Here is a 13455-nt window from a genome sequence, read left to right as displayed (position 1 = left end):
TCGGTTCAGCGCCCGGTGCGCCCCAGCGCCGCCCGGCCATTGTTGAGGTCATCCACGAAGGCCGAAAAGGCATGACCATCGCCATCATGCATGACGAGGCCGTGGCGAAGGCGAAGGCGCGCGCGCGAGCCCTTGATGGCGCTGGCGAGGATACGCACGGCATCCTCGCCGGGACGCGGGTGAAGGGCGGTGATTTCCAGCCCGCCGAAACGGCGGCCGCAGGCGCCGATGATTTCGGCGACGGATTGCGGGCGGGCAATCAGCGACAACTGACCGCCGGGTTTCAGGATTGCACCTGCCGTGCGGATCCAGTCCTCGAAAAGACCCTCGGTCATCGCATGCGCCTCGGCCTTCAGCGCATCGGGTGTACGGCGGTCATCCGCATCGTTGAAGGGCGGGTTCATGATGACGTGGTCGAAGGCATCGTCGGGCAGGCCGGCGGCAATGCGGGCGCGGCCCTTCAACGTCACATCGGCTTCGAGCACCGATACGCGGTCGCGAATCGCCCCGTTTTCGGCAAGCGCCAGGCTCTTGCGGGCATAAGCGGCCATTTCCGCCGCGCGTTCGTAAAGCACGACCTCAGCCCTTTCGAGGCGGGCGGCGACCGCCATGCCGGCGGCACCGGCACCCGCGCCGAGATCCGCGACGCGAACCGGACCCGGCGCATCAACGAGGGCTGCGAGCAGCATGGCATCCATGCCCGCGCGATGGCCCCTGCCCTTGGGCTGGACGAGATGGAAGCGGCCGCGATGGAAAGCATCGACGGTTTCGATCACATTCACGTTATCAACTCCGATTCCAGTCCTGCCTCGATCAGGATATAGCGGGCTTCCACGGCGCGCGCCTCTTCCACCAGAAACCGGCGCGGCAGCAGACCGAGCGAGCCTTCCAGCACACTCATGGACTGGTCGGCGATAAGGCTGGCAATGCCTGCATCCTTCATCAGGCTCTCCGCGAAGGACAGAATCACGGCATCGTTGGTACGGATCAGTTCACGCATATCACCGAATCCCTCAAATTTGCTGGACCGAAACGATTCACCCTTGCCGTGCCCCAACCGCCTTTTTATTCTTAGAGCGACAAGTTGCCTAACGCCTTGAACCGAATTTCGGTTTAATGATGAAGTTATGCAGAGTTTTTCAAATCTGCCGCATCGCTCCCCCTGCAAGGCTCGGGCGGTGAATGGCAGAAAGCAGGAGTTTCATCCTTGGGCGTCGTCGTATCGCTTGAAGAAGGCAAAAATAAACAGGCTTCGGTGAAGCCGCTGGTGGATCTGACACGGGCCGACATGGAGCGGGTAAACCAGCTCATCCTGTCCAAGGCGGGGTCGGACGTACAGATGATTCCCGAAGTGGCGAACCATCTCATCTCGTCCGGCGGCAAGCGGCTGCGCCCCATGCTGACACTCGCCTCCGCCGCCATGTTCGGCTATCAGGGCGAAGGGCACATCAAGCTCGCTACCAGCGTCGAGTTCCTGCACACGGCAACGCTGTTGCATGACGACGTGGTGGATGAGAGCGACCTGCGGCGCGGCAAGTCCACGGCGCGCATGATCTGGGGCAACCAGGCCAGCGTTCTGGTCGGTGACTTCCTGCTCGGTCAGGCCTTCCGCATGATGGTCGAGGTCGGCTCGCTCGATGCGCTCGACGTGCTGTCGTCCGCGTCTGCCGTGATTGCCGAAGGCGAGGTTCTCCAGCTTTCCGTCGCCAAGAAGATGGAAACGACGGAAGACGATTACCTCTCCGTCATTCGCGCCAAGACGGCCGCGCTTTTTGCCGCCGCAGCCGAAGTCGGCCCGATCATTGCCAATACGCCGCGTTCGACGCGCAATGCGCTGAAATCCTACGGCATGAATCTCGGCCTCGCCTTCCAGCTTGTCGACGACGCGCTCGATTACGGTGGCAAGGCTGCCGATCTCGGCAAGAATGTCGGTGACGACTTCCGCGAGGGCAAGATTACCCTGCCCATCATTCTCTCGTGGCGCCGCGGCACCGATGAGGAGCGCGCCTTCTGGCGCAAGGCCATCGAAAATGGCGAGACCAGCGACGAGAACCTCGAAAAGGCGCTCGGCCTCATCACCAAATATGGCGGCCTGACCGACACCATCGCCCGCGCCGAGCATTACGGGGCAATTGCCCGTGATGCGCTGGCGCCGCTGCCGGACGGTGCACACAAGGAAGCACTGATGGAAGTCATCGACTTCTGCATCAGCCGCGTAAACTGAGGTCGTGAAGCAAGGGAATTTCTTGCGACGCTGCTACAAAAAAGCCATCCTGCGCGTGAATGACTCGGCCCGCGAAGACCCGTCCTCCTTCGCCCCGGCCAGAGCCGGTGAATTCTGATGAAAGGCTTTTCCATGCGGCACGGTTCCGCCCTTCGCCTGCTTTCCGGCACGGCGTTCGTTCTGCTACTCGGCCTCGGCGCGCTTCCGGCGCTGGCCGAGGACACCCAGCCGAAGACGGCGGAAACCGAAAGCTTCGACCCGGAAAGCGTCACCAGCTTCTCCGGCGCGCTTCTGGCCGCCGGTAACGCCGACACCGACAAGGATTACAAGACCGCCGCCCAGCTTTATAAAAAGGCGCTGGCGATTGAGCCCGGTCACATCGAAATCCGCGAACGGCTGATGTTCACGCTGCTGATGAGCGGCGCCTTCGAAGAGGGCGCCAAGCTTGCCGAAGAGCTGAAGGACGACAAGGCCTTCGAGCGCGTGACGACCGTGGTGCGCGCCACCGATGCCATTCGCCGCAAGGATTACGCAAGCGCCGACGCCATCCTGAAATATAACGGCCCGAACGATCTGGACCGGCTGATGAACAGCCTTCTTTCCGCCTGGGCGCAGGTGGGTGCCGGCAAGGGCGCGGAAGCCGTTTCCCAGATCGAGAAGCTGAAAGGGCCGGACTGGTACGCGCTGTTTCGCAACTACCATGGCGGCGCGCTGGCGATTGTCGCCGGCGACCCCGTCAAGGCCCGCAAGTTCCTCTCCGCCGCCGTGACGGACCGTGAGGGTGCGGGTACCGCGCCGGATACCTTCATGCGCGCCGTGATGGCGCTGGCGCGGCTGGAGGCCGCCAGCGGCAACAAGCAGAAGGCGCTCGACAGCATTTCCGCCGGCGAGACCGTGACACCGAATTATGCGCCGCTGAAGGCGTTGCGCGCGTCCATCGAGAAGGACGAACCACAGATCCAGCAGGTGACGGACCCGACGGAAGGGGCGAGCGCGGTGCTGTTTTCCATCGGCGGGGCGCTGAACCGTCCGGGTGCCGAGGATGTCGTCAGCCTCTACATGCAGATTGCCAGCGCTCTCGATCCGAAAAGCGCCGACACGCTTATTCTTCTGGGCGGCATTGCCGACGAGCTGGAACGGCCGAAGGAAGCCATCGAATTCTACCGCAAGGTGCCGGAAAACTCGCCGATGCGCCGCATCTCGGAGTTGCAGCTCGGCCTGGCGCTGGCCCAGACCGGCGAGGTGGACGAGGCGCGCAAGCATCTGAAATCGCTGATCGATGCCGATCCTACCGACCTGCGCAGCTACCTCTCCTATGGCAGCGTTCTTTCCGACGCCAAGGACTATGCGGAAATGGCGGCGAACTATGATCGTGCCGCCGAGGTGATCGGCAACAGTGCCAAGCCGCAGAACTGGTCGATCTTCTTCCAGCGCGGCATTGCATACGAGCGCCTGAAGCAATGGGACAAGGCAGAGCCGAATTTCCTCAAGGCGCTGGAGCTCAATCCGGACCAGCCGCAGGTTCTGAACTATCTCGGCTATTCTTGGGTGGACATGAACAAGAACCTCGACAAGGGGCTCGAGATGATCCGCAAGGCCGTGGAGCTGCGGCCGGATGACGGTTACATCGTCGATTCGCTTGGCTGGGCCTATTATCGCCTTGGCCGCTTCGATGCCGCCGTGGAAGAACTGGAGCGCGCGACCTCGCTGCGCGCCGGCGATTCGACCATCAATGACCATCTGGGCGATGCCTACTGGCGTGTGGGCCGCAAGCTGGAAGCCGGGTTCCAGTGGAAAAACGCGCTGGAACTCAAGCCGGAAGCGGCCGAAATTCCGAAGATCGAGGAAAAGATCAAGAATGGCCTGCCGGACCTGACGCCTGAAGAAGTCGCACAGGCCGAAAAGGCCAAGACCGCGTTCGAAGCCGAAAAGGCCAAGGCTGCCGCCGAGGAAAGTGCTGTCGAGCAGGATACCTATACGGTTCAGCCCGGCGATACGCTGTGGAAGATCGCCGTGAAGGTGTTTGGCGACGGCAACCGCTTCGTTGATCTCATCAAGGCCAATCCGGCCCTGCAGAAATATCCGAACCGGCTAGAGCCCGGCCAGGTTCTGGTCGTGCCTTCGGCCGAACCCGAACAGCCGTGAGCCTGGTTGTCGAGACCGCGCCGGCCAAGATCAATCTCGCGCTGCATGTGACCGGGCAGCGCGAGGATGGCTATCATCTTCTCGACAGTCTCGTGACCTTTACCGAGCGCGGCGATCTTCTGACCGCCCGCCTTGCCGATACGGATGATTTCACCCTATCCGGGCCGTTCTCTAAGGGGCTTGAGACCGATGGCGGCAATCTCGTCATCCGCGCGCGCGATCTTCTGAGAGACGCCGTTCAGGCCGCAGGCGGCGACACCCCGCCCGTGGTGCTGCATCTGGAAAAGAACCTTCCGGTCGCCTCGGGCATTGGCGGCGGTTCGGCGGACGCGGCGGCGGCGCTGCGCGCGCTCATGCGGGTGTGGAATGCTACCCTTCCCGATGCGACGCTGGCGACACTCGCCCTCAGACTGGGCGCGGATGTGCCCATGTGCCTTGCCGGCCGGCCTGCAATCGCCCGTGGCGTGGGCGAGGATCTCACACCCGTCACCACCCTGCCCTCGCTCAATCTGCTGCTCGTCAACCCGCTGAAACCGGTTTCGACGCCGGAGACTTTTCGCCGGCTGGCCCGCCGCGACAACCCGCCAATGGAGCCGCTGCCTTCCTCCTTCGCGCTGACGGACTGGATCGACTTTCTCGCCGGCCAGCGTAACGACCTGGAGCCAGCGGCCCGGCAGATCGTGCCGGAGATCGGCTTCATCACCACGCTCATGAACCTGACCGGTGCGCGGCTTGCCTGCATGTCCGGCTCGGGCGCCACCTGCTTCGGTCTTTACGAGACCCGGGAGGCCGCACGCGCCGCCGAACGCAACCTTCGCAGCGCCCAGCCCGGCTGGTTCGTGCAGGCCATGACCACCGTTTCAGGAGACGAACCATGACGCATTCGGCTGAAAAGAGTTTCATTCCGCTCGACATCGCCGTTCTGACCGTCTCCGACACGCGAACGCTGGAGGACGACAAATCCGGCCAGACACTCGCGGACCGTTTACAGGCCGCCGGCCACCGGCTTGCCGCGCGGGCCATCGCCCCCGATGACAAGGATCGTATCCGCGAAACCGTGCTCGGCTGGGTCGAGGCCAAGGTGGCGGATGTGGTGATTACCACCGGCGGCACGGGTTTTACCGGTCGCGACGTGACACCGGAGGCGCTTGAGCCCCTGTTCGACAAGCGCATGGACGGGTTCTCGCAGGTCTTCCACCGCATTTCCTTCGACAAGATCGGCACATCGACCATCCAGTCACGCGCCACCGCCGGCCTGATCGGCACGGTCTTCGTGTTCTGCCTGCCGGGTTCGCCGGGGGCTTGCAAGGACGGGTGGGACGGCATTCTCAAGGATCAGCTCGACTATCGTCACCGGCCCTGCAATTTCGTCGAGATCATGCCGCGTCTCGATGAGCACCTGCGCCGCAAGGGCTGAATCAGCGGAGCGTTCGGGCCGCCCAGGCAGGGATCATTTCGCTCGCCAGCCGGCGGGATTTCACGCCGCGTGCAAGCTCGCTCAGCTTCATATCCGCCCGCGCGAGGCCAAGCGCCTGATTGCGCGACAGGATGACACCGGTTTCCAGCGGCTGCGCCCGCTCGATCAACCGCTTCAGCAGCGGACGACGATAATGGCGCGACGGTGAGAACCGCACGGGGTCGCGGTTCATCGACATATATTCGGCAATCTCGTCCACCCAGCCGAATTGCGGGCGCGCGCCCGGCTCCATCAGGAGGAGCCATTCGCCGCGCACGGAACCCAGCACCTGGTTGAGATCCCAATCGCTATGGAACCGACAACCCGCCGCCTCCGCGACCCGTTCCGTGCCATCCTTCGAGCCGCGATCGAGCACCACGACATCGCTGACGAGCCCCTCCACCGCGCCGCTGACGAGCACAGCGAGCGATTGGGCAAGTTCCGGTTCCTGATCGAGGCATTCCATCAGCACAGTAAGCATTTGTCACATCTACCGCATTGCAACCGGAAATGCCATCGACGGATTTCGCATTTTTGTTCTTGCATTGTTCACGTTCCAACGATAGGAATAAAGTTATTGAGGCGGTAGATGCGTCATCAAGGAGTTCCCCATGATCCAGGCGTCCCTTTCGGGGCAGGCTGCTTTTGCGCCTGCCAACACGACAGATATGGCTGAAGCGCTGATCAGCACATCCGGCCTGCGCGTCGATGACGGACGCCGGCGTGGGCGTGGCGCGGCCATGAACCCGGCGGGGCGCTTCGAGACGCAGGAAAAGGAGGTGTTCGACGACGGCTGGGAGACGATGGAAACGCTCGAGCCCTTCCGTACTGAAGTGCAGGTGGAAAAGCCGCGCGCCATCATCACCCGCAATGAATCGCCCGACATTCCCTTTGACCGCTCGATCAATCCCTACCGGGGCTGCGAACATGGCTGCATCTACTGTTTCGCACGCCCGACGCACAGCTATATGGGACTTTCTGCGGGGCTCGATTTCGAATCGAAGCTCTTCGCCAAGCCGGACGCGGCAAGGCTGCTGGAGCGGGAACTGTCGAAGCCGGGCTACAAGCCGCGCACGATCGCCATCGGCACCAATACCGACCCCTACCAGCCCATCGAGAAGGAATGGCGCATCATGCGGCAGATCCTTGAGGTGCTGGCGGCTGCCAGGCATCCGGTGACCATCGTTACCAAGTCGGCCATGGTGATGCGTGACATCGACGTCCTCGCCGGCATGGCCGAGCAAGGGCTCGCCAAGGTCGGCATTTCGGTGACCACGCTCGACCGCAAGCTGGCGCGATTGATGGAACCGCGCGCCTCCACGCCCACCCGGCGACTGGAAGCCATCAAGGCGCTGAGCGAGGCGGGTATTCCCGTCGGCGTTCTGGCCTCGCCGATCATTCCCGCGCTCAATGACCACGAAATCGAGCGCATTCTGGAGGCGGCCAAAGCCTGCGGCGCGCGCGAGGCCAGCTATGTGCTGCTGCGCCTGCCGCTGGAGGTAAGCCCGCTCTTTCGCGAGTGGCTGCTGCGCCATTATCCGCATCGCTACCAGCACGTCATGTCGCTGGTGCGCTCGATGCGAGGCGGCAAGGACTACGATGCCGAGTTCGGCAAACGCATGAAGGGGGCCGGTCCCTATGCCTGGCAGATCAGCCGGCGTTTTGAGCTTGCCGCCAAGCGGCTGGAACTGACCCGGCGCGGCATGCCGATGCGCGACGACCTCTTCGTGCCACCCAATGGCAGCGGTGTGCAGCTTTCGCTTCTGTGAAGCCCAAAGCGCGTCGCGATCTCTCCGATTCGCCGCCAGCGCCCCAGGCCTTCGGTTCTGCGCATGCCGTTATCGCAAAGCCACCAGGCGGTTTTGCGCCGCATGCTTTGGTTTTCGCCCCTCGTCACCGGTAAGGGGCATCATCATCCGGTTCGCGCCGCCATCGCGAATTGGTTCCCGATCCGGCTTTTGCCTCGGCTGGATCGGTTCGGGTCGAGCAATCCCACCGCCTCGCCCGACACCTCCGGCCGCTTTACGGTCCGCCGCATGTTCCAGAAGCGGCCGGAGGACTTGCGGGAGATCGGGGACGCGTGCGACTGATACCGCATGAAACGTCGCGCACCCTCCGATTCTCCTGCCCTTTTTTCCGCGCTTCCCGTTATGGAGAAGCTTACGGCGCCTGATTTCAGTTTCGAGCTGGAGGCGAAAGCGCTCGGCTACTGGCCGGTGGCAGGCACGGATGAGGCCGGCCGAGGCCCGCTCGCCGGGCCCGTGGTTGCCGCCGCGGTCATCCTCGATCCCGACAATATTCCCGAGGGCCTGAACGATTCGAAGAAGCTGACCGAAGCGCAGCGCGAACGCCTGTTCGAGCATATCATCGAAACGGCGCTGGCCGTCGCCATCGCCTCGTCTGGCCCGGAACGAATTGATGCCACCGACATTCGTAAGGCAAGCCTGGATGCGATGCGCCGGGCGGTGCTTTCGCTCTCGGTGCCCGCCCGCTTCGTCCTGTCCGACGGGCGCGACGTGCCGCCCGGCACCGGTCTGCCCGCCAAGGCTATCGTCAAGGGCGACAGCCGCAGTGTGTCGATTGCCGCGGCTTCCATTCTCGCCAAGGTGACACGCGACCGGATGATGAAGCGGGCCGATACGGTTTACCCAGCATATGGCTTCGCCAAGCACGCGGGCTATCCCACGGAGAGCCACAGACAGGCGATCAAGGATCAGGGGGCCTGCGCGCTCCACCGGATGAGCTTCAAACCGCTTCGTGCCATTCAAGGCAAGGAATGAGCCTCGCTGTGCCGGCGCCACAGAACCATTGCTTCCGACGCGGCGAGATCCCGCTTGACCTGCCAGACCTCTGACGCCGGATCGACATTGCTCTCGCGGTAGCGGCTGTCGCCCACGGGAGAAACGATGACCGGTGGCGCGCCGAACTGATCTGCCGTGATATCCAGGATAAGATCCGAGCAGACCACCCAGGCATGGCTGCGCCAACCCTCACCATCGAAGAAACCGCACTCCTGCAACGCTGAACCGATACACCAGCGGGCAGCATAGCCATCGGCCTGCAATATCTTCTGCAACAGCAGACTGGTCCGTCCACACGTTCCCGTGGAAAGCGGAACCGGAAATGGACGGTCATATTCGACATGCCACGCACGCCATATGTCCGGCATGAAATGCCGGACGCGCGAGACACGTTTGAGCAGTTCGACATCATCCGTCATTTGCTTCCCTGGAAACAAAAAGGCCGGATGCTTTCGCAACCGGCCTCTTCAATATTCACGATACCGAGGGGATCAGTTCAGGCGGGCCTTCACTTCACCAACCGCGCTCTGGAACAGATTGTTCTGCACATTGCTATCGGCCTTGGCGGCAACGACCTTTTCGGCGGCTGCGATGGCCAGATCGACAGCGGCGGCACGAACGACCTGGATCGCTTCGGCTTCCGCCTGCTTGATCTTCTGTTCGGTCAGCGCGTTGCGGCGAGCGACGAATTCTTCCGTCTTCTGGCGCGCTTCGGCAGTCAGGGCGGCGGCTTCGCGTTCAGCAGCAGCAACGATGCCTGCGGCTTCGGCTTCGGCTTCCTTGCGCTTGCGCTGATATTCGGCCAGCAGATGCTGTGCCTCTTCCCGAAGGCGCTTGGCTTCCGCCAGTTCGTCGGAAATCTTCGCAGCGCGGGCATCAAGCGACTTGCCGATCATGCCCGGAACCTTGAGGTAGGCAATCAGCACGAAGAAGAGCAGCAAACCGACAAAGGCGAAAAATGTTGCGTCGAAGTGCATGGATCAAGCCTCCTTGGCAGCGGAAACCGCAGCCTTCAGCTCGCCTTCCGAAACCGTGGCGCCGATCAACTGTTCGACGATGGCGGATGCGGTTTCTTCGGCGATGGTGCCGACTTCGGTGAATGCCTTGGCCTTGATTTCGCCAATGCGGGCTTCCGCAGCGGCGACCTTGGCGGTCAGATCGGCTTCCACGGCTGCGCGTTCTGCGTCGGCCTTGGCCTTGGCTTCGTCGCGGGCGGTGGAGGCGATGCTACCGGCCTTGGACTTGGCGGCGGCCAGTTCCTTTTCATAGGCCTCGACAGCGGCGTCGGCTTCTGCCTTCAGGCGACTGGCCTCGTCGAGATCCTGAGCGATACGGTCGTGACGCTGTTCGAGGATGCTGCCGATGCGCGGTGCGATGACCTTCTGCATGAGCATGTAGAACAGGCCGAACGTGATGACCAGCCACAGGATCTGGGACGGATAGGTCTGGCTGTCGAAGGGCGGGAAAACGCCGGACGCACCTTCGTGGGCGGTACCGGTTTCCGTATGCGTCGCTCCTTCGGCCGGCGCAGTTTCTGCATATGCCGGGCTGATGAACATGCTCACCTCCAGGTGTACTCTCGGATGCAAAGGATCACGGCCAGCGCCTAGAGGCCGGCCGTGATCCGAATTCCCGCCGAAAAATTAGACGGCGAACAGGAGGAGAAGGGCAACGAGCAGCGAGAAGATGCCCAGAGCTTCCGTAACGGCAAAGCCGAACACCAGACGGCCAAACTGGCTGTCAGCGGCGGACGGGTTGCGCAGAGCGCCGGTCAGGTAGCTGCCGAAGATGTTGCCCAGAGCGAGGGACGTACCAGCCATGCCAAGGCAAGCCAGACCTGCGCCGATGAACTTTGCTGCTTCCGCTTCCATGTAAGAACTCCTTTAGAATGGTTGTTGCGGCTGGAATGTGCGGCGCACCGACCCACGAGGCCAGGAGCGCCAAACGTGGTTTTAGTGGCTTCCCCCGTGCACGGCGTCGTTGAGGTACATGCAAGTGAGCACCGCAAAGACATAAGCCTGCAGGAAAGCAACGAGGAACTCGAGAGCGGTCATGGCGACCGTCATGAGAAGGGGGAGAACCGCACCGCCGACACCGACGGCACCGAGCGCGCCCATGGAGGCAACGAAGCCTGCAAACACCTTGAGGGTGATGTGGCCGGCCAGCATGTTGGCGAAAAGACGGACGGAAAGGCTGATCGGACGCGAGAGGAAGGAAACGACCTCAATCGCGGAAACCAGCGGCAGGAGAAGTGCGGGCACGCCCGGCGGCATGAAGACATGCAGGAAGTGCGTGCCGTGCTTGTAGAAACCGTAGACGACGACAGTGCCGATAACCAGCAGGGCAAGCGCGAAGGTCACGATGATCTGGCTGGTGACGGTGAAGAAGTAGGGCATCATGCCAAGAAGGTTGGCCGTCAGCACGAACATGAAGAGCGAGAAAACGAAGGGGAAGAACTTCATGCCCTGGGTGCCGGCGCCTTCGCGCAGCATCGAGGCGATGAACTCATAGGCCATTTCCGCCACGGACTGCGTACGGCCCGGAATGAGGCCACGGCTCGACGTGGAGAAGTAGAGGAAGCCGGAAGCGACGGCAACGGTCGCGACCATGAACAGCGAAGCATTGGTGAAAGAGAAGTCGATGCCACCGATTTCGATCGGAACAATCGGGGAAACCACGAACTGATGGGTCGGATCGTTTGACACCTTTGAAGGCCTCTCTCGCTGCGCCCGCACTCTGGCGGAACCATTTCCCAGGAGTAGCGCTTACACGCCGCCCCGGTTGTTTTCGTCTTTCTTTCCCTCGGGAGGCGCGGAAAGCCTTGTCGGCACCGCGCCTGTCGCCCTCAGGACATTCAAAACCCCGGCGCAGAAACCAAGGAGCAGGAAAAAGATCAAGCCCCACGGCGTCGAGCCGAAATACCAGTCCATGGTCCAGCCCAGCCCGACACCGACGATGATGGCGGAAATGAACTCGCTCGAAAGCTTCATCGCGTTCGCAAAACCCTTGCGGCTTTCCTCGGCGCTGGCTTCGGCCTTCGCTTCCTTCACATCGTCAGCACGGATACGCCCCAGGCTTGCACCGAGGCGTCTGCGCCGCTCTTCAAGACCGTCTTCCGAGTTATCCGGCATTACCGCTCCGCCTGTTTAGCCTGCCAAGCATGCCCAAACGGCAAGGATTGATACTTTCTTACCCGTTCTGAAGTCGGGCGCAACATAGTTTTGAGCGCCCACATAGTCAAGGCATTGACTGCCCTTGATTCAACACAAATTAATCCGGGAAAAACATAGACTTAAGTCTGACATGCCGCGAAAAGGCCGTTCTTTGTTCAAGAATCGGCAACTGTGGGTGCGTTAACCGCCTGACCTGTCAGGCGGGCGCGGCGTCATATCCAGCCACCACCATAAGTACGGTAGAAGACGTGAAGGCCGATGCGACCGACCTTCTTCATGGTGCGCGCCCAATCCGGCTTGACGTAAAGCGCATGATAATGTGTGGAGGAACCGACTTCCGGCAGCCAGATCTTGCCCGCAGTCACGGCCATGGCGACATCTGTCGCCGTCTTCCAGTGTTCGGGCTCGTTGACCCTGTCAGGGATATTGTCACAGGCAAAGGAAAACTGGCAGGCGTTGGTCCAGTCCTCGTTCTGGTAGACCACACCGCAAATCGTCTTGGGATAGGCAGGATTGCGAACCCGGTTCAGGATGACCTGCGCCACGGCCGCCTGCCCCTTGACCGACTCACCCCGCGCTTCGAAGTAAATACCCTCGGCGAGGCATTTCTGCTCTGCTGCGGTAAACACGGTCGGCGGAAGAATGCTGGCGGCCCAGGCATGATCCTCCGGCCCGATCTTCGGCGCGAAGCGACCGCTGTTTTCATCGCGCAGAATAGCGTCGAACGGCGACTGGCCGGCGAAATCAGGCGCGGGCGGCGCATAGGCGGTGGCGAGACTGTCCGGCCGGGTATTGGTAACCAGCCCGGCAATGGCTGGGGGCAGCGCCACCGGGGCGACCGGCGGCTTGGCGCGATAGAACGTCGCCACCTCGATATTGCGGGCGGCATCCGGCTTCACGAGCGCGGTACGCTCCCGCTGCTCCACCGGCGCAGCCAGAATGAGGCTGGCGCGATGTTCGTTCACCGCTCCGGCAGTAAAGCTGCGCGGCGGCTGCACCTGCTCCACCGCAACCACCCGACCCTTCTTGCCGGTCCGGTTCACGCGATCCTCATCGGGGATCTCTCCCCGCCCCTTCTCGCCGCTGGTCAGCGCCACGCGGCCGCCATCGGCCAGGGTAATGCCGGCATCCGCAACAATGGCACCCGCCCGGGCCAGATCGGCAAAGGCGAGTTCGGATTTATGGAGAGAGCCCGCAGGGCTTGCGGTCAGCACCATGCGCCAGGCGGCGCCACCGCCATCCGTCCCCGTGAGGAGCGTCGCCATATCGGCCCGGGCCGCTATCGAAGGCAGGACCAGCCACGCTGCCAGACCGAAAGCGACAGGCGAGATCCATCGATCGAGACGCGTGGCAAATCCACGAAACTTGGAAGGCTGGACCGGCAACACAGGAACTCCAGGCGAACGCTACGGAATATGCTGCAAAAAATATCGCGTTAACCTTGATGCGAAGTTAACGGCTCTCCGACCGCCCCGCCGCGCTGGCGCAAAGAGGCAACAAATGCGGGCTTTGTCGTGACGGGTCAACTTTCAGGGCAATTTTCATGCCAAATCGTCGAAAATTTTCTTAAACATAGGTATATTGCCCCAAATTTCCCACATTTCATGGGCTTTTGGCCGCCTATCATATTGAACATATTAACCCCGGAAAAATCCT

The 13455-nt window shown here is 62.1% G+C and carries 17 protein-coding genes; 7 read left to right on the top strand and 10 right to left on the bottom strand.

Features of this window, described 5'->3' with window-relative positions; genetic code table 11:
• Positions 1-5 precede the first annotated feature (5 nt).
• Both GGQ66_RS14210 and GGQ66_RS14205 read right to left on the bottom strand, forming a co-directional pair.
• Positions 6-782, bottom strand: a complete 777-nt coding sequence (locus GGQ66_RS14210; protein WP_370686353.1) for a tRNA1(Val) (adenine(37)-N6)-methyltransferase — start codon at positions 780-782, stop codon at positions 6-8.
• On the bottom strand, positions 779-1000 hold the full coding sequence (locus GGQ66_RS14205) for a putative signal transducing protein (protein WP_183793385.1): 222 nt from the start codon (positions 998-1000) through the stop codon (positions 779-781). Before GGQ66_RS14205 ends, GGQ66_RS14210 begins: the two co-directional genes overlap by 4 nt.
• Positions 1001-1207: 207 nt before the next feature.
• Here GGQ66_RS14205 and GGQ66_RS14200 point away from each other — a divergent pair, with 207 nt between their 5' ends.
• The 4 genes from GGQ66_RS14200 to moaB all read left to right on the top strand — a co-directional run bounded on the left by GGQ66_RS14200 (position 1208) and on the right by moaB (position 5786).
• A complete protein-coding gene (locus GGQ66_RS14200; RefSeq protein ID WP_183793384.1) occupies positions 1208-2224 on the top strand; it encodes a polyprenyl synthetase family protein in 1017 nt (338 codons plus the stop codon).
• Between the two features lie 132 nt (positions 2225-2356).
• Entirely contained in the window at positions 2357-4369 is a 2013-nt protein-coding gene (locus GGQ66_RS14195; protein WP_237358932.1) for a tetratricopeptide repeat protein, read from the top strand.
• On the top strand, positions 4366-5247 hold the full coding sequence (locus GGQ66_RS14190) for a 4-(cytidine 5'-diphospho)-2-C-methyl-D-erythritol kinase (RefSeq protein ID WP_183793382.1): 882 nt from the start codon (positions 4366-4368) through the stop codon (positions 5245-5247). The genes GGQ66_RS14195 and GGQ66_RS14190 overlap by 4 nt, the downstream gene beginning before the upstream one ends.
• Positions 5244-5786, top strand: a complete 543-nt coding sequence (moaB, locus tag GGQ66_RS14185; protein ID WP_183793381.1) for a molybdenum cofactor biosynthesis protein B — start codon at positions 5244-5246, stop codon at positions 5784-5786. Before GGQ66_RS14190 ends, moaB begins: the two co-directional genes overlap by 4 nt.
• 1 nt (position 5787) lies before the next feature.
• On the opposite strand, the gene GGQ66_RS14180 is transcribed toward moaB, so the two are convergent.
• Positions 5788-6306 (bottom strand): glycosyltransferase family protein, encoded by a 519-nt coding sequence (locus tag GGQ66_RS14180; protein WP_183793380.1) that lies wholly within the window; start codon positions 6304-6306, stop codon positions 5788-5790.
• Positions 6307-6436: 130 nt separating this feature from the next.
• Here GGQ66_RS14180 and GGQ66_RS14175 point away from each other — a divergent pair, with 130 nt between their 5' ends.
• From GGQ66_RS14175 to rnhB, 3 genes are all read left to right on the top strand, one after another.
• Positions 6437-7594 (top strand): PA0069 family radical SAM protein, encoded by a 1158-nt coding sequence (locus GGQ66_RS14175; protein WP_183793379.1) that lies wholly within the window; start codon positions 6437-6439, stop codon positions 7592-7594.
• 102 nt (positions 7595-7696) lie between these two features.
• Entirely contained in the window at positions 7697-7915 is a 219-nt protein-coding gene (locus tag GGQ66_RS14170; protein ID WP_183793378.1) for a hypothetical protein, read from the top strand.
• A gap of 6 nt (positions 7916-7921) precedes the next feature.
• A complete protein-coding gene (gene rnhB, locus GGQ66_RS14165) occupies positions 7922-8605 on the top strand; it encodes a ribonuclease HII (protein ID WP_183793377.1) in 684 nt (227 codons plus the stop codon).
• On the opposite strand, the gene GGQ66_RS14160 is transcribed toward rnhB, so the two are convergent.
• The 7 genes from GGQ66_RS14160 to GGQ66_RS14130 form a co-directional block, all read right to left on the bottom strand.
• Positions 8590-9045 carry a lasso peptide biosynthesis protein gene (locus GGQ66_RS14160; protein ID WP_183793376.1) on the bottom strand — a complete coding sequence of 152 codons (456 nt, stop codon included), beginning with the start codon at positions 9043-9045 and terminating at the stop codon, positions 8590-8592. The genes rnhB and GGQ66_RS14160 overlap by 16 nt on opposite strands.
• Positions 9046-9117: 72 nt before the next feature.
• Complete coding sequence (locus GGQ66_RS14155) at positions 9118-9603, bottom strand: F0F1 ATP synthase subunit B (protein WP_183793375.1); 486 nt, start codon at positions 9601-9603, stop codon at positions 9118-9120.
• Between the two features lie 3 nt (positions 9604-9606).
• The gene (locus GGQ66_RS14150) at positions 9607-10185 is read right to left on the bottom strand and encodes a F0F1 ATP synthase subunit B (RefSeq protein ID WP_183793374.1); all 579 of its coding nucleotides are present in this window, start codon (positions 10183-10185) and stop codon (positions 9607-9609) included.
• Positions 10186-10269: 84 nt separating this feature from the next.
• A complete protein-coding gene (locus GGQ66_RS14145) occupies positions 10270-10497 on the bottom strand; it encodes a F0F1 ATP synthase subunit C (protein ID WP_183793373.1) in 228 nt (75 codons plus the stop codon).
• Positions 10498-10578: 81 nt separating this feature from the next.
• Positions 10579-11331 (bottom strand): F0F1 ATP synthase subunit A, encoded by a 753-nt coding sequence (locus GGQ66_RS14140; protein WP_183793372.1) that lies wholly within the window; start codon positions 11329-11331, stop codon positions 10579-10581.
• Between the two features lie 60 nt (positions 11332-11391).
• Complete coding sequence (locus GGQ66_RS14135) at positions 11392-11757, bottom strand: AtpZ/AtpI family protein (protein WP_183793371.1); 366 nt, start codon at positions 11755-11757, stop codon at positions 11392-11394.
• 254 nt (positions 11758-12011) lie between these two features.
• The gene (locus GGQ66_RS14130) at positions 12012-13184 is read right to left on the bottom strand and encodes a cell wall hydrolase (protein ID WP_237358927.1); all 1173 of its coding nucleotides are present in this window, start codon (positions 13182-13184) and stop codon (positions 12012-12014) included.
• Between the last annotated feature and the right edge of the window lie 271 nt (positions 13185-13455).

It is taken from the genome of Allorhizobium borbori, assembly GCF_014196535.1.
Taxonomy (GTDB): Bacteria; Pseudomonadota; Alphaproteobacteria; order Rhizobiales; family Rhizobiaceae; genus Ectorhizobium; species Ectorhizobium borbori.
The sequence above is the reverse complement of the archived record's forward strand: the minus strand, read 5'-3'. Positions and strand labels throughout refer to the sequence as shown.

What these genes read in the sequence shown, in the direction of transcription:
- GGQ66_RS14170 (WP_183793378.1), top strand. Translation starts at nt 7,697, where the DNA reads ATGCTTTGGTTTTCGCCCCTCGTCACCGGTAAGGGGCATCATCATCCG.
- GGQ66_RS14145 (WP_183793373.1), bottom strand. Translation starts at nt 10,497, where the DNA reads ATGGAAGCGGAAGCAGCAAAGTTCATCGGCGCAGGTCTGGCTTGCCTT.
- GGQ66_RS14180 (WP_183793380.1), bottom strand. Translation starts at nt 6,306, where the DNA reads ATGCTTACTGTGCTGATGGAATGCCTCGATCAGGAACCGGAACTTGCC.
- GGQ66_RS14150 (WP_183793374.1), bottom strand. Translation starts at nt 10,185, where the DNA reads ATGTTCATCAGCCCGGCATATGCAGAAACTGCGCCGGCCGAAGGAGCG.
- GGQ66_RS14205 (WP_183793385.1), bottom strand. Translation starts at nt 1,000, where the DNA reads ATGCGTGAACTGATCCGTACCAACGATGCCGTGATTCTGTCCTTCGCG.
- GGQ66_RS14175 (WP_183793379.1), top strand. Translation starts at nt 6,437, where the DNA reads ATGATCCAGGCGTCCCTTTCGGGGCAGGCTGCTTTTGCGCCTGCCAAC.
- GGQ66_RS14195 (WP_237358932.1), top strand. Translation starts at nt 2,357, where the DNA reads ATGCGGCACGGTTCCGCCCTTCGCCTGCTTTCCGGCACGGCGTTCGTT.
- rnhB (WP_183793377.1), top strand. Translation starts at nt 7,922, where the DNA reads ATGAAACGTCGCGCACCCTCCGATTCTCCTGCCCTTTTTTCCGCGCTT.
- GGQ66_RS14160 (WP_183793376.1), bottom strand. Translation starts at nt 9,045, where the DNA reads ATGACGGATGATGTCGAACTGCTCAAACGTGTCTCGCGCGTCCGGCAT.
- moaB (WP_183793381.1), top strand. Translation starts at nt 5,244, where the DNA reads ATGACGCATTCGGCTGAAAAGAGTTTCATTCCGCTCGACATCGCCGTT.
- GGQ66_RS14155 (WP_183793375.1), bottom strand. Translation starts at nt 9,603, where the DNA reads ATGCACTTCGACGCAACATTTTTCGCCTTTGTCGGTTTGCTGCTCTTC.
- GGQ66_RS14135 (WP_183793371.1), bottom strand. Translation starts at nt 11,757, where the DNA reads ATGCCGGATAACTCGGAAGACGGTCTTGAAGAGCGGCGCAGACGCCTC.